This window comes from Arthrobacter ulcerisalmonis (assembly GCF_900609065.1).
GTDB lineage: Bacteria > Actinomycetota > Actinomycetes > Actinomycetales > Micrococcaceae > Arthrobacter > Arthrobacter ulcerisalmonis.
In genome coordinates this window covers 47,958-68,155 of the sequence record NZ_UXAU01000017.1, presented here as the reverse complement: position 1 = coordinate 68,155, position 20,198 = coordinate 47,958, and the positions used below count along the sequence as shown (strand labels likewise).

17 protein-coding genes are annotated in these 20,198 nt (G+C 65.6%); 8 read left to right on the top strand and 9 right to left on the bottom strand.

The features are described 5' to 3' along the window. Positions 1–83: 83 nt before the first annotated feature. From PSET11_RS16850 to ssd, 5 genes are all read right to left on the bottom strand, one after another. The gene (locus PSET11_RS16850) at positions 84–434 is read right to left on the bottom strand and encodes a DUF4244 domain-containing protein (protein WP_377947125.1); all 351 of its coding nucleotides are present in this window, start codon (positions 432–434) and stop codon (positions 84–86) included. Between the two features lie 201 nt (positions 435–635). Next, the gene (locus tag PSET11_RS17155) at positions 636–1,343 is read right to left on the bottom strand and encodes a type II secretion system F family protein (protein WP_377947226.1); all 708 of its coding nucleotides are present in this window, start codon (positions 1,341–1,343) and stop codon (positions 636–638) included. Further along, complete coding sequence (locus tag PSET11_RS05190) at positions 1,340–2,107, bottom strand: type II secretion system F family protein (RefSeq protein WP_124091048.1); 768 nt, start codon at positions 2,105–2,107, stop codon at positions 1,340–1,342. Before PSET11_RS05190 ends, PSET11_RS17155 begins: the two co-directional genes overlap by 4 nt. Then, on the bottom strand, positions 2,104–3,327 hold the full coding sequence (locus PSET11_RS05185; RefSeq protein ID WP_238989036.1) for a TadA family conjugal transfer-associated ATPase: 1,224 nt from the start codon (positions 3,325–3,327) through the stop codon (positions 2,104–2,106). Before PSET11_RS05185 ends, PSET11_RS05190 begins: the two co-directional genes overlap by 4 nt. 116 nt (positions 3,328–3,443) lie before the next feature. Then, positions 3,444–4,508 carry a septum site-determining protein Ssd gene (gene ssd / locus PSET11_RS05180; protein WP_124091053.1) on the bottom strand — a complete coding sequence of 355 codons (1,065 nt, stop codon included), beginning with the start codon at positions 4,506–4,508 and terminating at the stop codon, positions 3,444–3,446. Positions 4,509–4,728: 220 nt separating this feature from the next. Here ssd and PSET11_RS05175 point away from each other — a divergent pair, with 220 nt between their 5' ends. After that, positions 4,729–6,447, top strand: coding sequence for a bifunctional 3'-5' exonuclease/DNA polymerase (locus PSET11_RS05175; protein ID WP_124091046.1), 1,719 nt, complete (start codon positions 4,729–4,731; stop codon positions 6,445–6,447). A gap of 3 nt (positions 6,448–6,450) precedes the next feature. On the opposite strand, the gene PSET11_RS05170 is transcribed toward PSET11_RS05175, so the two are convergent. From PSET11_RS05170 to PSET11_RS05160, 3 genes are read right to left on the bottom strand one after another with little or no spacing between them, the layout of a single operon-like run. Further along, positions 6,451–7,128 carry an NUDIX hydrolase gene (locus tag PSET11_RS05170; RefSeq protein ID WP_203415909.1) on the bottom strand — a complete coding sequence of 226 codons (678 nt, stop codon included), beginning with the start codon at positions 7,126–7,128 and terminating at the stop codon, positions 6,451–6,453. Next, the gene (nth, locus tag PSET11_RS05165; RefSeq protein ID WP_124091045.1) at positions 7,125–7,919 is read right to left on the bottom strand and encodes an endonuclease III; all 795 of its coding nucleotides are present in this window, start codon (positions 7,917–7,919) and stop codon (positions 7,125–7,127) included. The genes PSET11_RS05170 and nth overlap by 4 nt, the downstream gene beginning before the upstream one ends. 5 nt (positions 7,920–7,924) lie before the next feature. After that, positions 7,925–9,280 (bottom strand): hypothetical protein, encoded by a 1,356-nt coding sequence (locus tag PSET11_RS05160; protein WP_124091044.1) that lies wholly within the window; start codon positions 9,278–9,280, stop codon positions 7,925–7,927. 408 nt (positions 9,281–9,688) lie between these two features. Between PSET11_RS05160 and acs the strand changes: the two genes are divergently transcribed. The 7 genes from acs to aroQ all read left to right on the top strand — a co-directional run bounded on the left by acs (position 9,689) and on the right by aroQ (position 18,945). Beyond that, positions 9,689–11,695, top strand: coding sequence for an acetate--CoA ligase (gene acs, locus PSET11_RS05155; RefSeq protein WP_124091051.1), 2,007 nt, complete (start codon positions 9,689–9,691; stop codon positions 11,693–11,695). 206 nt (positions 11,696–11,901) lie between these two features. Next, complete coding sequence (locus PSET11_RS05150; protein ID WP_124091043.1) at positions 11,902–13,212, top strand: ABC transporter substrate-binding protein; 1,311 nt, start codon at positions 11,902–11,904, stop codon at positions 13,210–13,212. 113 nt (positions 13,213–13,325) lie between these two features. Next, the gene (locus tag PSET11_RS05145) at positions 13,326–14,297 is read left to right on the top strand and encodes a carbohydrate ABC transporter permease (RefSeq protein ID WP_124091042.1); all 972 of its coding nucleotides are present in this window, start codon (positions 13,326–13,328) and stop codon (positions 14,295–14,297) included. Next, a complete protein-coding gene (locus PSET11_RS05140; protein WP_124091041.1) occupies positions 14,294–15,205 on the top strand; it encodes a carbohydrate ABC transporter permease in 912 nt (303 codons plus the stop codon). Before PSET11_RS05145 ends, PSET11_RS05140 begins: the two co-directional genes overlap by 4 nt. Before the next feature lie 58 nt (positions 15,206–15,263). Beyond that, positions 15,264–16,049 (top strand): DeoR/GlpR family DNA-binding transcription regulator, encoded by a 786-nt coding sequence (locus PSET11_RS05135; RefSeq protein ID WP_124091040.1) that lies wholly within the window; start codon positions 15,264–15,266, stop codon positions 16,047–16,049. Positions 16,050–16,173: 124 nt separating this feature from the next. Continuing rightward, entirely contained in the window at positions 16,174–18,387 is a 2,214-nt protein-coding gene (locus PSET11_RS05130) for an alpha-galactosidase (protein ID WP_124091039.1), read from the top strand. Positions 18,388–18,489: 102 nt separating this feature from the next. Then, positions 18,490–18,945 (top strand): type II 3-dehydroquinate dehydratase, encoded by a 456-nt coding sequence (gene aroQ / locus PSET11_RS05125; protein WP_124091038.1) that lies wholly within the window; start codon positions 18,490–18,492, stop codon positions 18,943–18,945. Here aroQ and PSET11_RS05120 read toward each other — a convergent pair whose 3' ends face one another. Continuing rightward, positions 18,946–20,130 (bottom strand): MarP family serine protease, encoded by a 1,185-nt coding sequence (locus PSET11_RS05120; protein ID WP_124091037.1) that lies wholly within the window; start codon positions 20,128–20,130, stop codon positions 18,946–18,948. Between the last annotated feature and the right edge of the window lie 68 nt (positions 20,131–20,198).

The window sequence follows — 20,198 nt, the reverse complement described above, 5'->3', positions numbered from 1 at the left end:
CTCCCATGATGCCCGCCCCTGCAGTTCTGGCGCCAGGACTGCAGGGGCGGGGTGCCGTGGCGCCAGAACTGCAGGGGCGGGCATCATGGGAGGGCCAGTGCCGTCCGGATCAGCGTCAGCAGGAATCCGCGGACCTCGTCGCTGCGGAGAATGAAGACCAGCAGCCCCGCAAATCCCACCGCTGCGAGGGTAGCGATGGCGTATTCCGCGGTGGCCATCCCCGCTTCCGAAACTGAATTCCTGCGCCGCATCAACGCGGCTTGGCGTCGGCCGGATCGGGTGTGAAACTCCACTACGTTGGCTGGCAGGTCAACGCTGGTCCTGCCGCGCCACAGAAAATGCGTACCGGCGCCGTACCCCGTGGAATCCTTGGGTGGGTGGGCTGAAACTGTTCGATACATTGCCGTTCGAGTGCGTCGGTGGGTCATGGACATATGCTTTTCCTTCCCTCGAACCGGTGATGTTCACCGGCTTCTTTGAGTCTTCTAGGGTGCAGCGAGCGCCGACAGCTCTGTCCTTCGCTAAGTGGATAAGCCCGACCTCTGTTGGCTGTGGAGGACAAGCCAGCGCCGCCGTCAGCGGGTCAGCCCGGCATCTCGGGGCTGTGGAGGACTAGACAACGCCGCCGCCAGTGGTCAGCCCGACGGCAGCAGCGCCAGGAGGACCGGCACGACGCCCAGGCAGATGAAGGCTGGCAACGAACACAGTCCCAGCGGGATCACGAGTTTGACGCCCAAAGCGCCAGCACGTTTCTCCGCCGCCCGAAACCGAGCCCGCCGAAGCCGGGCCGCCTGCGCGTAGAGGATCGACGCTGACGGCGCACCGGTCAGCGCCGAGAAGCCCAGGGCGGCCTGCAGGTCCAGCACCTCCGGAAAACTCTCCGCTGAACTGCGCCAGGCAGTGTCCCAATCCGCGCCGATAGCCAGTGCGGCGACCACGGGCCGGAGTGCGGACCCAAACCGTGGGGACGCAGACTGTGCCACGAGTTCAAGGGCCCGCCCTACGCTGGCCCCCGATTCAAGCATGGCGCCCACCAACTCCAGCATCATGGCGGCGTCGGCCAGCCCGGGCGGGGTCTTCCGCTTAGCCGAAGTCGCCACCCCACCACCACGCCGTGTGCCTGATGGGGACGCCCAACGTGCTCCCGCCTTCGCTCCGGAATCCGAGCCGGCACTTGGCCCCGAGCCCGAACCTGCGCCCGAATCCGGATTCGAACCATCCCCGTGCGTCCGCGCCGGGTCAAGAACGCGGAGCCTCCGTGCAACCTGCGGCCGACCCGACAGGGCGATGCCAGCAGCGGAAGCCAGAAGCCCGAACAGGAACCACCCTGACACGAGCACTATGTGAGTCCGGCGGCCGCGGCTGCTGCCACCAAGCGTGCCGACCACACCCTGCCGACGACCGTCAAGACAGCACCGCTGATGAGTGCTGCCAGTCCCAGCGGCGTGCCAAAGAGCACTGCCAACGGGTCAACACCCAACGCGGCTCCCAGTCCCAACCCCAATACGGGCAGCCAAGTGAGTAACGCCACGGTGGCTTTGGGTCCGGCCAGCGCGCTCTGCCGGGCAGCATCGGCGTCGTCCTCTGCTTCCAGCTGCGCCGCAAAGCGCGCCAGTACCGCAGCGAGAGGGCAACCACTGGCCTCAGCAATGTCGAAGCACGCCGCTATGTTGGCCCAGATGCGAGCCTCCCGCCCACCCTTGGGAAAACACGGTGGCACGGCGCGGCGGATGGCCGCCCCGGTAGGTGCCCCAATGGCCGCCTCTGCCTGCACGGCGGTCAGCATGGCCAGGGAACCCACGGAAAGGGACAGCGCTCCGGGCTGCCTGGCATGATGCACGGCAACCAGCTCCGCCCAGATATGAGACGGAGTCCTGCCGCCCTTGAGCAGCGCAGCCAGCTCTTGGACCAGGATCGACAAATCTTGGGCAGGCTGCGGCCGGCCACGCCGCGATCGACGCAGCTTTCCGGTCAGGGGCATGGGAAGGTGGCGCCAGTCTCCGCGGCCAGGATCGAGGGCCCGGCGCAGCCTCGCAGAGGTGGAGTGGGACGGACCAAGAAGCGTGGCAACCGCCAGCAACAGCACACCGATTAAGAGGGCGCTCACTGCAGTCTCGCTAAGTCCAGTCCCAAGCGCTCGGCAAGGGCTGGCCAGCCACTACCCGGCACCGGTACGCCGCCATTCACGGTGCCGGTGATGGTGAGAGCCGGTTGCACGGCGAGGTCCCCTGGACCATCCACCACCAGGCCGAGGCAGCTCACAGCCCGTCCCGTGGGAGTCCGTTCCAGGTGGACAACCAGGTCCAGGGCGCTGATTGCCTGTAACCGGATGCCATCTGCGCTCAATCCAGCCAGCGCACCGAGCGCCGTCAGCCGGGCAGGGACTGCCGTGGCAGCGTTGGCGTGAATGGTTCCGCCGCCACCACTGTGACCAGTGTTCATGGCCGTCAGGAGGTCACGAACTTCCGCCCCGCGGCACTCACCCACCACCAACCGGTCCGGCCGCATCCGCAAGGCTTGACGGACCAGCTCGGCCAAGTCGACAGAACCACCACCCTCCAGGTTCCCGTGCCGCGATTCCAGCGACACCACGTGAGGGTGCACCGGGTTGAGCTCGGAAGCGTCCTCAATCAGGACCAGCCGCTCATCAGGTGCGCATAGTCCCAGCAGGGTGGCCAGCAGCGTGGTTTTCCCCGAACCAGTGGCTCCGCTGATCAGGAAATTGAGCCGGCACTCCATGACCGCCACAAGGACATCCGCCACGGCGGCGCCAAACATCCCGGCCTGGCCCAGTTCAGCCATGCTGAAAACGCGCTCGCGTCGGATTCGGATGCTCAGCAGCGTTCCGGCGGTCGATACCGGCGGAAGCACCGCGTGGATGCGGTATCCGCCGGCGAGCCTGACGTCCACGCAGGGCGCACCATCATCCAGGCGCCGGCCGCCTGCCGCTACCAATCGGCAGGCCAGTGCGCGGACGTGCGCTTCGCCGTCGAACTGCACGTCAACCCGCTCGAGTCCGCGGCCGCGATCAACCCACACGGAATCCGGCCCATTCACGAAGATGTCTGTGCATGCAGGATCCCGGGTCAACTGCTGTAAAGGCCCAAGACCATTCAGTTCGGCACTGATCCGTTCCACAGCGGCGAGCGCCCCTGCCGTGCCCAGCAACTTTCCCGTCGCCTGGACGGCAGCGGCAACGCGGGACGGGGTCACGATTCCGGTATCGGCCATCATGGACTCGCGGACCGTCTGGAGCAGATCGGCATCAACGGCTTTGGGCTCAGCCCGGCCGGCGTCCAGCAGCCTGGCCTGGCGCCTACCCGCCACAAAATTACCTGAGCCATCATCAGGGCCACGGCGCTGAGCGGAGTCAGCCGGGCTGTCAAGGGCGCCAGGTTGGGCAGATGCCGCAGATGCCACTCTTGCGAACGCTGCCCGCTGCCTCATGGCTGACCCACCAGTGCCGTGCCACCCTCGAAGGAGTCGAGCACATCGCGGGCAAAGCGCCGGACGTTTCGGCGTTTGCCCAGGTCCAGCAACCGGCCGGATTCCGTCGCTGCGCCCGCGCCCCGAACATGGGGAATCCGTGCCTGGATGGGGAGTCCCACGGCATCAACCAATGCGCCGGGGTCGAGGGCTGCGCGTCGGCCTAAACGGAGCAGCAGCGACACCTCAACAGGCGGTAGTTCATGCAGTAAACGCACCGTGGCAGCGGCTGCCTTCACCTGGGCGGGGATCACGACGGAAATCTGGTCGCAGTCCCACGCATAAGCCTGCATCGGTCCTGCACCACGGCCAATGTCCACCAGCACCAGTTCAAAACCACGCCGAGCAGAGTCCAGCACCGCAGCAGTCGTGGCCGCTGCTACGGGACGCGGCTGTTCACGGCTGGCGGGCCAGGACAGGACCTGGAAGCCGCCGCAGACGGGTAACGACTCGGCCAGCTGTTCGGCATCGATACTCCCCCTTGCCTCGGCGAGATCGGGCCAACGCAAACCGTGGCGCTCCTCCGCAGCCAAGGCAAGCTCCAACCCGCCACCCCACGGATCCCCATCAATCAGCAACACCCTGGCTCCCGCGGCGGCAGCCGCCTGGGCAATCCAGATAGCAGCCGTTGTTGCTCCGGCACCACCGCACCCGCCGGTCACACCCAGCACCATTCCCCCGGGGCCGGGCGATCGAGAGAGGCTGAGGTGGCTGGCCAGCCAGGCAGCCGCATCAGGCAAGACGGCAACCCGTTCAGCACCCAAGGCTGCGCCAAGGTGCCACAGCGAATCACCTTCACCGTCCAGACCCACCAGGACGGCCGGTGCCTTGCGTCGGGGCGGCAGTTCACGGATGTCGCTACCCACCAGGACGGCTGCGGACTGGTCCCAAAACGGCCCGGCCTCCGCGGCGCTGGGAACAACACATAGCTGTGCTCCTGCCGCCGCCACGATCCGCTCGACTTCGGTCTGCAGAACCATGGACGCCGTGACTAAGAGGATCACTCCCTCCGCATGCGGCATCCACGCAGCGATGGGCGCACCGCCGGGGCTGGCAAGCTGAGGACCACTGGTGGGCGGATACATCTGGTGCCGACTCATGCAGTCCACTCTGCTGTGCCCGAGACGCGCGGGTAAGGAGCAATGGCCGCTATGTGGACAACCACTGAGGCCGTCCAGCCAGCAGGAACAGCGGGCACCTTCCCTGACCGCCAATGTCGCCCCAGCAAGGCACAATTGGAGCATGTACCTGCTGCTCGCCGCCCACCCCGAGGGGGCGTCCCTGCAGGAACTGACCAGGTCCGGAGAATCTCACCCCAACAACCCTGAGCCGAAGCTGGTCGCCAAGGGCGAGCTGCCCGCCGTCGTCCGCGGCTTGGAAAACGCAAGGCTGGACGGCCAGGCCCCGCGCTGGATCTGGCACCGCACCCAGGACTGGTACCCGGACCTGTTGGCTGCAGGGGTAGAGCTGGAACGTTCCTACGACCTGTCGCTGTGCGGCAACATCCTCGCGTTTTCCGAGTTCAGTGCCCACACCGACTACGCCAAAACGGCGGACAAGACCCCCGCCGACGAGTCGCTCCTGCCACCCAAAACGCTGCTGCCACCGGCCCCGCCGGCCAGCCAAGACGCACTTTTCGAGGATCTCGCCACCACACCCACACTGCGGTTCACGCTGGCGGAATTGCGTGCGGAATACGCGGCCCAGCAGGGAGCACTGGCAGAGGTGGCCCCGGCGGAAAACCGGCGGAACCGGCTGGCGCTCCTCCTCGCGGCGGAGTCCGCTGCGGCCATGGTGGCTGCGGAGATGCAGCACGCTGGCGTACCGTGGCGCGCTGACCTGCACGAAAACCTCCTGGCGGACTACTTGGGGCCAAGGCCACCATCCGGCCAGCGGCCCGCAAAGCTGGAAGCGCTCGCGGTGGAACTGCGCAGCCTGCTCAGCTCGCCAGCACTCAACCCCGACTCGCCCCAGGACCTCATGCGGGCGCTGCATCGGAGCGGCATTGAGGTCAAAAGCACCAGGCAGTGGGAACTCAAAGAGTCGAACCACCCCGCCATCGAGCCACTCCTGACCTACAAGAAGCTCTCCCGCCTGCATTCAGCCAACGGCTGGGCCTGGTTGGATGCCTGGGTTGCCGGCGGCCGATTCCGTCCCGAATACGTGGTGGGCGGCGTGGTTTCCGGGCGTTGGGCCTCACGCGGCGGCGGCGCCCTGCAAATCCCGCGCCAGGTCCGCAGCGCAGTGCATGCCGATCCGGGGTACAAACTGATCGTGGCGGACGCCTCACAGCTCGAACCGCGGGTGCTGGCGGCCCTGGCTCAAGACTCGAGCATGGCCGAAGCAGCCCGTGACCAGGACCTATATGCCGGGATAGCGGCCAAGGGCTTCGGCGGCGATCGCGCGAAAGCAAAAATCGCCATGTTGGGTGCCATGTACGGGGCCACGTCCGGCGAGTCCGGCCGGCTCATGCCCCAGCTCACCAAAACCTACCCGCGCGCCGTCGACTTCGTGGAGGTCGCCGCCCGCACCGGCGAGGCGGGCGGCACCGTCAGCACCAGATTGGGCCGGAGCAGCCCACCGCCGTCGCGGTTGTGGTTCCAGAGCCAGCAGTCCAGCAGCGCCGAGGAGCAACGCCGGGCAGAGTCCGTTGCCAGGTCCCGGGGCCGGTTCACCCGCAACTTCGTGGTCCAAGGCTCGGCTGCCGACTGGGCAGCCTGCTGGCTGGCCGAATTACGACGGCGGCTGCGCACCATCCGTGCCGAACGGAACGTCCAGGCCGAACTCGTCTTCTTCCTGCACGACGAAGTGATGGTCCACGCCCCGGAAGAACTGGTTGCCGACTGCATCAAGGCCATCGAGGATGCCGCGAAAGCAGCGAAGGAATTACTGTTCGGCCCGATTCCGGTGGAGTTCCCGGTCAGCGTGGCCGTGGTGGACTCCTACGACAACGCTAAGTAGGTCCTAGAGGTCGAGGTGGAACAGCCGCTGTTCGTCCCACGGCACCGACCAGCCCAGTTGATCGAAGAGCCCGCTCAGCAGCATTCCGGTGAACCCCCACACGAGGACGCCGTTGACGGTGAAGCCAGGGCTGCTGAACGTCATGCCGTCCCGTTCCAACGTGGCAAGGACACGATTGTCGGGGTCCAGCAGGTCACGCACCGGCACCCGGAACACCTGCGCCGACTCGCCGTAATCCACCACCCGAATGGGCGACGGCGACCGCCACCACCCCAGCACCGGCGTCACCAGGAAGTTGCTGTGCGGCAGCCCCAATTCCTGGAGCGCGCCCAGCACCTCCACCCCGGCGGGGTCCAGTCCGGTTTCCTCTTCGGCTTCGCGGAGCGCTGCCGCCACCGCTGTCTCGCCGGCATCAATGCCGCCGCCGGGGAAAGCCACCTGGCCCGGGTGCGATCCCAGTGTGCTGGCCCGCTCCAGGAGCAGGACGTCCAGGTCCGCGGGCGCCAACGGCTTGCTGGACGCCGCCGGAACGTCATCCAGCCTGCCGAAAAGCATCAGCACCGCCGCCTTGCGCGCCAGCTCGGCGTCGACCGTCCTGGCGGAAATACGGGGTTCCGGCGGGGCAGCGGTGCCGTTGGCCGAACGCTCGGCCAACGCCACCAGGTCTCCGCGAGCGCTCACGGGGACCGCCGTTGCGATGCCATCCGGATATCGGCCGCCCGATCGGTATTCACCATGAACTGCGCTAAGAGGGCCTCACTCCCCGGGGCCAACTCGTACTTCAGGAGCTTGGCCGCCTTGACGGGATCGGTTTCGCCCAAACCATAGCTGGGGCACCAGTTTGCCACCGGGCAGGCGCCACACGCGGGTTTCCGGGCATGGCAGATGCGTCGGCCATGGAACACCACCCGGTGCGAGAGCATGGTCCAGTCCCGAGGTTCGAAAAGCTCCGCAACATCAGACTCGATCTGCACCGGATCCTCAGACGTGGTCCAGCCGAAGCGCCGGGATAACCTGCCAAAATGCGTGTCCACAGTGATGCCGGGGACACCGAAGGCGTTGCCCAGCACCACGTTGGCCGTTTTGCGGCCCACCCCCGGCAAAGTGACTAGATCGGCAAGCTTGCCGGGGACCACGCCGTCGTAATGATCCACCAGGCGGGTTCCCAGGGCGATCAGGTTGGCTGCCTTCGCGCGGAAGAAGCCGGTGGGCTTGAGGATGACCTCCAGCTCAGTGGGTTCCGCTTCCGCCATGGCCCGGGCATCCGGATACCTGGTGAATAGCAGCGGCGTGACCTGGTTGACCACCACATCTGTGGTCTGCGCAGAAAGCACCGTTGCCACCACCAGCTCAAAAGGATTCCGGAAGTCCAACTCCGCGTGCGCGTAGGGGTACTTTTCCGACAACGCCTTGTTGATGCGGCGGGCGCGGCGCTTCAACGCCAGTGGCGACTCCGGCGAAACCACCGGCATGGGCCTTAGCCGCGCTCGATGTTGCTGAGGTCGCGGAGCAGTCCCAACCGGCCGTCCGTGTGCTGGACCAGGAATTCGTGGCCGCGATCTTCCAAGGCCAACACCCAGCCGCCGGGTTCGATCCCAAACGACTGCTGTCCGGTCTGCGGATCCACGGTGGTGCGGTGCTGCGCCACGGCAAACCAGAAGGCCTCGTAGGCAGGCTGGTCGTCGTGCTCCTCTGGCCTGCTGGCCGGATCCACTGTCGCGCCGATGGGCTCTTCCGCCCGGACCTGCTGATGCACGGCGGTGGCGGGAGCGGTGGTAGCGGCCGGCGTGCCGACCGTCTGGTGCGCGGCTGTCCGGTCCGACACCGTGGGGGCCGGCGCGCCCAGCTGCGACGCAACGGGGTGGGCGGCCGTGGCGGGGGTCCCGGACTGGTTCGAACCCGCGGAGGCTACGCCGGCGTCGGGCGCGCTGGGCTGCGACGTTCCGGACGGGATGGCCCCGGCCGCCGGGGTCGCTGCCGCGGGAGTGCCAGCCGCGGCAGCGGTGGCTGAAGGCACGACGGCGCCGCCCTGGGTCTGCGGGGCAGCGGCACCGGTGGTGCGGCCTGCTGGAGCCGAGCCGGCTGCCGCGCTGGGCGCACCTGCCGCCGTGAGGGTATCAGCGTGTGAACTGCCCTGATCGGTGGACGTGGCACCGGCAGCATTTGGTTTAGCAGGCTTCGGCGCCTTCGGTTCCTTGGGCGCGCGAGGTTTGGGCGTGGGCGCTACAGCGTCCCGGGCCACCACATGCGCCGGGACCTCGGCACGGTTGGCGAAGTCAGCAGAAAGATACGGCAGGAACCGGCCAAAGACGGTAGCGGCAACAAACACCAAGGAGCCGATCAGCCCCACCAGGAGGCTGACCGAGAAGAAGCCAGTCACGGCAAGGAAGAAGAACGCCAGCGCAAACGAGGCCACCACGGAGGCGAACTGATCAACCGAGAGCGACCCGACACGGAGTTTGGTCTTGGGGGCGAGTCTGCGGGCAACGAACAAGCCACTGACCGCGAGCGGCAGCAAGATCCCCAAGGCCAAGAAGAAAAGGTTGTTGATGTTCCACAGGTTGTAGCTTGCGCCGAAGAGCGGCAGCAGGGAGGCAACGAAGAGGATCAGCGTGGCAGCAAAGACGCTCAGGTCACGGATGGTGAAGGCGCCGATAACGGCCTCACCAACCCCCTTGCCTGATGCTTGGCCGGCACTCGGGCTGGTCCCGTGACCCACACCCTGGCTGCCGCCAGCCTGTCCCACCGCCGGCGCTTGGCCAGCTGTGGTGGGCGTGGTTGCTCCCGATGACGTGTCCGGGGCAGACTTCTGGCCGTAGCGTGGCTCGTTCATGTTGTTCTCCTTAGCAGGACGGACCTGCGAGCTCGGGGAAGCCCAGCAGCGCCGTCATAGCGGCCAGCACGCGGCAAGAACGGCCCGCAAGGGACCTGCCGCAGCGCTCGGCTGCAAAGTCACGATTCCATCTCAGCCTAGCCAACGGCCCGCCGGTTCACTAGCTGGGAACGGTTTAGGACAGGCGGCACAAGGGACTTGGGAGACCGCTTGCCGCTAAATATTTGCCGCTTACAGGCTCTCCTGTGACCCCGCACACACGGCTGGGATGCAGGCACTACTGTTGATTCCGGAACAGCTCTTTGCGGATTGCCCGTGGCTGGCAGGTGCCCATCGTCGGGCAGCTGGAGGAACACCACCCGGACCACAGGCGCCGCGCGGCAAAGATCGATGAATGATGAGGTTCACATGTCCCAGGACACCCCCACTCCTTCCGCACACAACACGGCAAACACGACGGCGGCGGCGAACAGCGACGCGTTCGAGAACCTGTTGCACGAGACCCGGAGCTTTCCGCCCAGTGCGGAGTTCGCCGCGAACGCGATGGTGACCGCTGACGATTACGCCGAGGCGGCAAAGGACAGGCCAGCGTTCTGGGCGAAGCAGGCCCGGGAACGCCTGTCCTGGTCCAAGGATTTTGATCAGGCACTGGACTGGACCAACCCGCCGTTTGCCAAATGGTTTGTGGGCGGCGAGGTTAACGCGGCGTACAACGCCCTGGATCGGCATGTCGAGGCCGGCAACGGCGACCGGGTCGCGATCTACTTCGAGGGTGAGCCGGGCGACAGCCGTTCCTATACTTACGCGCAGCTGACCGAGGAAGTGAAGAAGGCAGCCAACGCCTTCGAAGCTCTCGGTGTCGCCAAGGGCGATAGGGTGGCCGTTTACCTGCCCATGATTCCCGAGGCCGTCATCACATTGCTGGCCTGCGCCCGGATCGGCGCCGTCCACTCGGTGGTATTTGGCGGCTTCTCAGCCGACGCACTGCGGTCCCGGATCGACGACGCCGAAGCGAAATTGGTGGTCACCGCCGACGGTACGTTCCGCCGCGGTAAGCCGAGCGCTTTGAAGCCCGCCGTGGACCAGGCTCTGGAAGCCCCGGGCCACAGCGTGCAGAACGTGGTGGTGGTCAAGCGCAATGGCGAAGACGTGGACTGGCATGAGGGCCGCGACCACTGGTGGGCTGACACCGTAGACGCCGCCTCCACCGAGCACACCGCAGTGGGCCACGACTCCGAGCACCCGCTCTTTATCCTCTATACCTCCGGCACCACCGGCAAGCCGAAGGGCATCCTGCACACCACCGGCGGCTACCTCACCCAGGCTGCCTACACGCACCGTGCCGTGTTCGACCTGCACCCGGAAACGGACGTCTTCTGGTGCACAGCCGACGTCGGCTGGGTCACCGGGCACTCCTACGTCGCGTACGCGCCACTCATCAACGGCGCCACCCAGATCATCTACGAAGGCACCCCCGACTCCCCGCACCAGGGCCGCTGGTGGGAGATCATCGAGAAGTACAAGGTCTCCATCCTCTACACCGCCCCCACCGCGATCCGGACGTTCATGAAGTGGGGCCGGGAGATCCCCGACAAATACGATCTAAGCTCGCTGCGGCTGCTGGGGTCCGTGGGTGAATCCATCAACCCCGAGGCATGGATGTGGTACCGGAAGGTCGTCGGCGCGGACCGCACCCCGATTGTTGACACCTGGTGGCAGACCGAAACCGGCGCGCAGATGATTTCGCCCCTGCCCGGCGTGACGGCCACCAAGCCCGGCTCCGCGCAGGTCCCCCTGCCTGGTATCGCCATTGACGTGGTCGATGAAATGGGCGAATCCGTCCCCAACGGTCATGGCGGCTTCCTGGTGATCCGGGAACCGTGGCCGGCCATGCTGCGCGGCATCTGGGGTGACCCTGAACGGTTCAAGGAAACGTACTGGTCCCGCTTCGAGGGCATGTACTTCGCCGGCGATGGCGCCAAGAAGGACGACGACGGCGACATCTGGCTCCTCGGTCGGGTGGACGACGTCATGAACGTCTCCGGCCACCGACTCTCCACCACCGAGATTGAATCAGCCCTGGTGAGCCACCCCGCCGTGGCGGAGGCCGCCGTCGTGGGTGCCACCGACGAAACCACTGGGCAGTCGGTGGTGGCATTCGTGATCCTCCGCGGTGACGCTGTGGATTCCGGGGATGAGATTGTCCAGGAACTGCGGAACCACGTGGGCAAAGAAATTGGGCCCATCGCCAAACCCAAGAACATCCTGGTTGTCCCGGAACTGCCCAAAACCCGTTCCGGCAAGATCATGCGCCGCCTCCTCAAAGATGTCGCCGAAGGCCGCGATCCCGGCGACGCCAGCACCTTGGCCGATAACACTGTGATGCAGCAGATCGCCGCGTCGCTCAAAAAGTAACAAATCGTTACGGCCTGAAAAGGCTGCGAAGGAGCCCCGTGAGTTGCCGAGAAATCGGCATTCACGGGGCTTTTTGCATGCTTTGGCACGGCAAACCGCCCCGCGAGCAAAAATGATCGTTCCCGTCCTTCCATGTTCGCTTTTGAGAGGTTATAGTCTTTTTATGTGAGGAGTCTCACAACGCTATTTTTTTCAAGGGAGAGAACATGGCTTCACAGTTCGATGCGTCCGCAGTTGCTTTTCCGAGCAGGCGGAGCATCCTCAAGACCGTCGGGGTTGGCGCTGCCGGGATCGCCAGCATTCCGTTGTTGTCGGCATGCACAGGCAGCAGCGGGCCCTCCGCTGGCGCATCCGGCTCCTCGGGCCTGACCTTCGGGTCCGGCTCATCGGATGACGTTCCCAAGCGGGCCTATCAGGCTGTTGCCGACGCGTTCACGGCCAAGGACAACAAGCAGGTCACCATCAACACGGTGCCGCACAACGATTTCCAGAACAAAATCAACTCCTACCTGCAGGGCTCGCCTGATGACACCTTCACCTGGTTCGCCGGCTACCGCATGCAGTACTACGCCGAAAAAGGCCTACTGGCGCCCGTTGACGACGTCTGGGAGTCGGTCGGCGCCAACTACTCCGACGCCCTGAAGAAGGCTTCCACCGGCCCGGACGGCAAGCTCTACTTCATCCCGAACTACAACTACCCCTGGGGCTTCTTCTACCGGAAGAGCCTCTGGACGGAGAAGGGCTACGAGGTTCCCGAAACCTTCGACGCCCTCAAGACCCTGGCCGCCAAAATGAAATCAGACGGCATCATCCCCATCGGCTTCGCCGACAAGGACGGCTGGCCGGCCATGGGCACGTTCGACTACATCAACATGCGCCTGAACGGCTACCAGTTCCACGTGGACCTGTGCGCCCACAAGGAATCTTGGGACCAGCCCAAGGTCAGCTCCGTGTTCTCCACCTGGTCCGAGCTGCTCCCGTTCCAGGACCCGGCAGCCCTGGGCCAGACCTGGCAGGACGCAGCCAAGGCGCTCGAAGCCAAGAAGACCGGCATGTACCTGCTGGGCTCGTTCGTGACCCAGCAGTTCACCGATCCCGCCGTCCTGGCCGACATCGAGTTCTTCCCGTTCCCGGAGATCGCCATGGAAGGCCGCGACGCCGTCGAAGCCCCCATCGACGGACTCCTGCTCTCCAAGAAGGGCGGCGACAACCAGACAGCCCGCGACTTCATGGCGTTCCTGGGTACCGCCGAGGGCCAGGATGCCTACGCCAAGGTGGACTCTTCCAACATCGCCACGGCCAAGGGCACCGACACGTCCAAGTTCACCGCCCTGAACAAGAGCTGCGCCGATGTCATCTCCAACGCGAAGTACATCAGCCAGTTCTTCGACCGCGACGCGCTGCCTGCCATGGCCAACAACGTGATGATCCCTGCACTGCAGAACTTCATCAAGGACGGCACCATGGACGTCAAGAACCTCGAGGCCCAGGCCAAGGCGCTCTACGCCGCCCAGTAATTCCGAAAAGCCAGCCAGCACTCCGGTACCCGGAACACATGGTTCGACGACGGCGGAACCCGCGTCCGCCGTCGTCGTACTTTTCCTGACCGAACCTTTTGAGGAAGTCCTCCATGAGCAGCATCACCCGAGACCTGATTCCGCCGGAATCCCGGGAGCCAGTCCCCGCCCCCGGCCGTACCAAAAAGAACAGGCGCGTCCGCCGCCTGTCCAAGCGGGACAAAATTGTCCTGTCCCTCATGGTGGGCATCCCCACCCTCATCGAACTGGTCCTGGTCTGGGCGCCCATGCTCATGTCCGTGGGCCTCAGCTTCACCCGCTGGAACGGCTTGGACCTGAACGGCATCCGCCCTGCCGGTTTCGACAACTACCAGTTCATCACCCAGGACTACCCGCCCTTCTGGCCCGCAGTGCAGCACAACCTGCTGTGGCTTTGCTTCCTGGCCTTGATCGCCACCCCGCTGGGACTGCTGCTCGCCGTCCTGCTGGATCGCAACATCCGTGGCAGCAAGATCTACCAGAGCATCTTCTTTGCCCCCGTCATGCTGTCACTGGCGCTCATCGGCATCATCTGGCAGCTGTTCTACCAGCGGGACAACGGCCTGCTGAACTTCCTGCTGGGAACCGCCGGGACGCCGCAGGCAGTGGACTGGTTCGGCGACTCCTCCGTCAACATCTGGGCCGCCATGATCGCCGCGACCTGGCGGCATGCCGGCTACGTCATGCTCCTGTACTTAGCTGGCCTCAAAGGCGTTGATCCCAGCCTCAAGGAAGCTGCCTCGATTGACGGCGCCAACGCCACCCAAACCTTCTTCCGCGTGGTCTTTCCCGCCATGCGGCCCATCAACATCGTCATTGTGGTCATCACCATCATCGAATCACTGCGCGCCTTCGACGTGGTCTACGTGATCAACCGCGGCACCAACGGCCTGGAAATGCTCAGCGCCCTGGTGATCCAGAACCTCGTGGGTGAAGGGCAGGTGATTGGCGTGGGCTCGGCGCTGGCAGTAGTGCTGCTGGTGATTTCCCTGGTCCCGATCGTCTTCTACCTCAGCCGCACCTTTGGCAAGGAGAGCAAAGAATGAGTACCACCACCCGCGCGGCGAAGGCCCACCCGGCCCAGGCAATGCGCACCGGCAGTAAGCCCAAGCGCCACTACGGAACGCACATCTTCCTCACCATCATGGCCATCATGTGGCTGGTGCCGCTGGGCTGGTCCCTGTTCACGGCCATGCGACCCGTGGCATCCACCAACGAACACGGCTATTTCAGCCTGGCCGGCGCGTTCAACTTCGACAACTTCATCCAGGCCTGGAACCAGGGCGGGTTCTCCACGTACTTCCTGAACTCGATCATCATCACCGTCCCGGCCGTGCTGCTCACCCTCTTCTTTGCCTCGATGATGGCGTTTGCCGTCAGCCGGGTCAGCTGGAAGTTCAACGTCACCCTGCTGATCATGTTCACCGCCGGAAACCTGCTCCCACCGCAGGTGCTGGCCGCGCCGCTCTTTGAAATGGCGAAGCACTTCGAAGTGCCGTACTCGATCAGCGACTCGGGCAACATGCTCAATACCTACATCATCGTCATCGCGGTCAACACGGCATTCCAGATGGGCTTCTGCACCTTCGTGCTGTCCAACTACATGAAGGCACTCTCCGCTGACCTGACAGAGGCTGCCCTGGTGGACGGCGCCGGGATCTGGCGCCAGTACAAGGACATCATCATGCCGTTGTGCCGGCCCGCGTTTGCCGCTTTGGGGACGCTGCAGGTCATCTTCATCTACAACGACTACTTCTGGCCGCTGCTGTTCATCCAGAGCGGGAACCGGCTCCCCATCACCACCGCCATCAACAACCTCCAGGGCCAGTTCCTGAACAACTACAACCTGCTGGCGGCCGGCGCCATCATCACCGTGATCCCCACCCTGGTGATCTACCTCTTGCTCCAGCGGCACTTTGTGGCGGGTCTGACTCTCGGTTCGTCCAAGGGGTAGACCAAGATGGTCCCTGAGAGGGAGAACTTTTCCCCCTTCACAGCACGAAAGGAACACCATGCTCCCCGCAGCACGCCACCAGGCAATCGTGGACGCCGTCCAGCGCGAACGGGTGGTACGCGTCTCTGACCTGGCCCAACAGCTGGGAGTTTCCCTGATGACGGTCCGCCGGGACATAGAAGTGCTCGAAGATGGCGGCAAGCTGGAACGGATCCACGGCGGCGCCAAGCTGCCCGGGGACGCCAGCACCCACGAGCCCGGATTCGAACTCAAATCGACGCAACTGCCCGGAGAAAAACGGGCTATCGCCGTTGAGGCGGCCACCATGGTGCATGAGGGCATGGCGGTGGGGCTCAGTGCCGGGACCACCACGTGGGCGTTGGCCAAGGAATTGGCCAACGGCCCCCGCATCACCGTGGTCACCAACTCGGTCCGCACCGCCGACCTGTTCCACCATTCCGCGGCAGCGGGCTCGGCCCGTTACGCCTCAACGGTGATCCTGATCGGTGGCGAACGGACGCCGTCGGACGCCCTGGTAGGACCCATCGCCACCGCGGCGCTCAAGCAACTGCACCTGGATGTCCTGTTCCTGGGCGTCCACGGCATGGATCCTGATGCCGGCTTCACCACCCCCAACCTGCTGGAGGCCGAAACCGACAGAGCCTTCGTGGCTGCCTCCCGCAAATTGGTGATTCTGGCCGACCACACCAAATGGGGCACCCAGGGAATGAGTACCATCGCCGCGCTGGACGAGGCGGACGAGATCATCAGCGACCCCGGACTCGGCGCCGAAGCCCGCCGGGTGCTGCAGGAAAAGGTGGGGCGGCTGCGGATTGCAGGCTGATCCTGCTCGCTGGGCCTCAACCACACCCCTCACCTCATCCTTGGCTGCGGCGTCCGCCCAAACCGGATCCGCCGTCACCCCTTGCCTTCTGACCCTGTAGATCCCACACCCGAAAGTGAACTCCATGGATCCCCTGCACCTCCGTTCCGCCGGCACCAGCCTGCTGATCAGCTTCGCCACTGGAGAGGCAGAGGTGATCCATTGGGGCGCCGATCTGGGTGCTGAGCTCCCGGACCTTGGCATCCTGGTTGAGCCCATCACCAACTCCGCCATCGATGCCCGGGTTCCGGCCGGGCTGCTCCCCCAGGCCTCGTCCGCATGGCGCGGCCGGCCCGCACTCCGCGGCCACCGGATCATCGACGGCGTGGGTGGCCTCGACTTCGCCGCCCGCCTCCGGGTCGTCTCGGCCACGGGGACAGACCGCTCGGCGCTGATCGTTCAGGCGGACGCTGCCGCCGGTATCAGCATCGCCTCCAGCCTCACGCTGCACGACGGCGGCCTGCTGGAAGTGCGGCACACCCTCACCAATGACGGCAGCACCAACTTCCAGGTCGATGAGCTTGCCACAGTCCTGCCCGTCTCGCCGGCAGCCACCGAACTGCTCGACCTCACCGGCCGCTGGTGCCGGGAACGCCACCCGCAACGCCGCTCCATCCAGCAGGGCACGTGGGTCCGGTCCGGCCGCCACGGCAGGACCGGCCACGACTCCTCACTCCTGTTCGCCGCGGGAACACCCGGCTTCAGCAACCGAAGCGGCCAGGTCTGGGCCACGCACCTCGCCTGGAGCGGCAACCATGAGCACTTCACCGACACCCTGGGTGACGGCCGGACAGTCATCGGCGCCTCCGAGCTGCTGGGTTCCGCTGAGGTGGTCCTGGCGCCCGGGGCCAGCTACAGCGCACCCGCACTGTTTGCTGCGTACTCCAACACCGGCATCGACGGGATCACTGCCGCGTTCTACAGCTGGTTCCGGGCCCGCCCGCACCACGTAGCTCCTGCAGCCGGCACCGACCTGTCCGGCTTGCCTGCCGGCGCTGCCGCCAAGAAGCCGCGCCCCGTGGTGCTCAACACCTGGGAAGCCGTTTACTTCGACCACAACCTTGAGACGCTGGTTGAGCTCGCCGACTCCGCGGCTGACCTGGGCGTAGAGCGCTTCGTGCTCGACGACGGCTGGTTCCGCGGCCGTCGCGACGATCACGCTGGTCTGGGCGACTGGTTCGTCGACGAGACGGTGTGGCCGGCTGGCCTCACCCCGCTGATCGACGCCGTCACCAGCCGCGGGATGGAATTTGGTCTGTGGGTGGAACCCGAAATGATCAACCTGGACTCGGACGTGGCCCGCGCACACCCGGAGTGGATCGTGGGCCCGTCTGCCCGCTCATCCAAGGACGGTGGCCGGTTGCCGCTGGAATGGCGCAACCAGCACGTCATCGACCTGGTGAACCCGGAAGCGTGGCAGTACATCTTTACCCGCATCGATGCCCTGCTCAGCGAAAACAACATCAGTTACCTCAAATGGGACCAGAACCGGGACCAGACTGAGCACGGCCACGCCGGCCGCCCATCCGTCCACGAACAGACCCTCGCCGCCTACCGACTGTTCGATGCGCTGCGGGCAGCACACCCCGGCGTCGAAATTGAAAGCTGCTCCTCAGGCGGCGCACGCGTGGACCTGGGCATCCTGGACCACACGGACCGGATCTGGGCGTCGGATTGCAATGACGCGCTGGAGCGGCAGACCATCCAGCGCTGGACCGGAGCCGTGGTGCCCCCGGAACTCGTGGGCAGCCACATTGGTCCCACCACCTCGCACACCACGGCCCGGACGCACGACCTCTCGTTCCGCGCCATCACGGCCCTGTTCGGCCACTTCGGCATGGAGTGGGACGTCCGCTCGGTCCAGGGCGCAGCACGCGATGAACTGCGCCGGTTTGTGGGACTGTACAAGGAACACCGCGCCCTCATCCACAGCGGCACCCGGGTCACCGCCGACCTCGCCGACGACGCCCTGATCCTGCACGGCGTCACCGCCACGGGCACCGTTGCGGAAGGCACGACGGCGGCCCTGTTTGCGCTGGTCAGTACCCGCAGCCAGGCGGCGGAACAGCCCGGCCGGCTGGGGATTCCGGGGCTCGAGGACGCACGCAGCTACCGCGTCGAAGCTATCTTCCCCACCCCTGACGACGCCGATCACGAGCATACGTTCGCGCACGTCCAGCCACCGGGCTGGCTCGCTGGTGGCGCCGTTGCCTCCGGGAAGTTCCTGGCCGAGGTGGGCCTGCCCATGCCGGCCCTGTACCCGGAGCACGCAGTCCTGTTGAAGGTCACGGCGGTCTAACCTCCGGCGTCGCCCCTGCCCGCCCTGTGCGAGATGGCGGGACAAGGGGCGGCGACGGTTCGAGGACGTCCGGCACCCCGCTGACGAGATAGATTGGCCTGTATGACCTCAGCCCCCTCTGCCGGCCGTGGCACCATCCTGGTGATCAACGGCCCCAACTTGAACCTTCTGGGCACCCGCGAGCCCGAAAAGTACGGCACGTCCACCCTCGCAGACGTGGAGCAGCTGGCGGCAGACGCAGCAGCGGCACACGGTTTCGCGGTGCAGTGCGTCCAGTCCAATCACGAAGGTGTCCTGCTGGATGCTATCCATGCTGCCCGGGAGACCGCCGTCGGAATCGTCATCAACGCCGGCGCGTTCACGCATACGTCAGTGGCGCTCCGTGACGCCCTGGCTGCTGTCCAGCTTCCCGCCGTCGAGGTTCACATCACCAACGTCCACCAGCGCGAAGAATTCCGGCACCACTCCTACCTTTCGGGGGTGTGCGCGGCGGTCATCGTGGGCGCGGGCGTAACCGGCTACCGGCTGGCCGTCGAGTACCTGGCCGAGGTGCTCTAGCTACTTTTGGATGCACTGCCCGGACGACACCGGGCTGGACAGTGCCGCTGCCTGAGCTGCCACGGGGTTCAGATCGTCCATGGTGATCGCGAAGCCTGTTTCCGATCCGGAGGTGGCTTTCGCGAAAATGACACCTGCTACCTGGCCGTCGGTGGTGAGCAGCGGCCCGCCGGAGTTGCCTGGTTGGACGTCGCCCGCCAGCCGGTAGATATCCTCCGGCGCAGGGTTGTTGCCGTAAATGTCCGGAACCAGCACCGTTGCAATGTCCTGCACGGTGGCGGGCTTCGATTGGAACGGCCCACCGTGCGGATAGCCGGCGAACGCTGCGGCACTGCCGCTGGACAGATCAGCGCTGAACGGCAGCGGCGAGGCGGGCAAACCGTCAACGGCCAGGACGGCCAAGTCGTGGCGAGGGTCGAAGTAGACAACGCGGCCCTGCAGCGCATCGCCGCCCGGGAGTTCCACCACGGGCTGCGACACGCCCGCAACGACATGGGCGTTGGTGACCACCCTGTCCGTGGCTACAACGAAACCGGTGCCCGTCTGGTTCTGGCCGCACTGGTAGGCGGTGCCAGCGATCCGCAGGACGGACTCCGCCGCCCGATTGAGCGCGGGCGTGTCAGTGGCAGCGTTTGGCGCGGCCACGGTGGGCGCCTGATCCAGGCCCTCAAGAAGGACAGGAATTCCGGTGCCAATAACCGTTGACCGCAGCTGAGCCATGGTTGCTTTCACCGGAGTGGGGGTGAGTCCGTCGATGAAGCGGATGACCTTGGATTCTGCCAGTTGTTGCGAGATCACGGGCACGCCCAAGGAACTGACGCTGAAGGCGAGCATGGACATCACCAGTGCCGAGACGGCCACGTTGACTACCCCGCCAATCAGCCGGTCTATGGCTCGGAGGGGCTGAATCCGCATGACGCCGCGGATCTGCCGCCCCACCATGGTGCCCAGGCCGTGACCCAGGAGGACCAGGACGATGGCGGCGGCGATGGTGGCGGTCAGCCGCCACGCCGGGTCTGGGACGTAGCCGCTGACCAGTGGAACCGCGAAGAATGCAGCTATTGCGCCAGCGGCGAACCCAACGATGCCGCCCACGGTGACCAGGAAGCCATTGCGAAGGCCGTACACCAAGTAGGACACCAGCGCGAGGATGAGCACGAGGTCCAAGATCGTCAAGCCGACCACTAAGGCTCCTTATCAACAAGTGAAAGTCCATTCTAAGGGCGGTGTCTGACAAACCTCTGGGTGCGCGA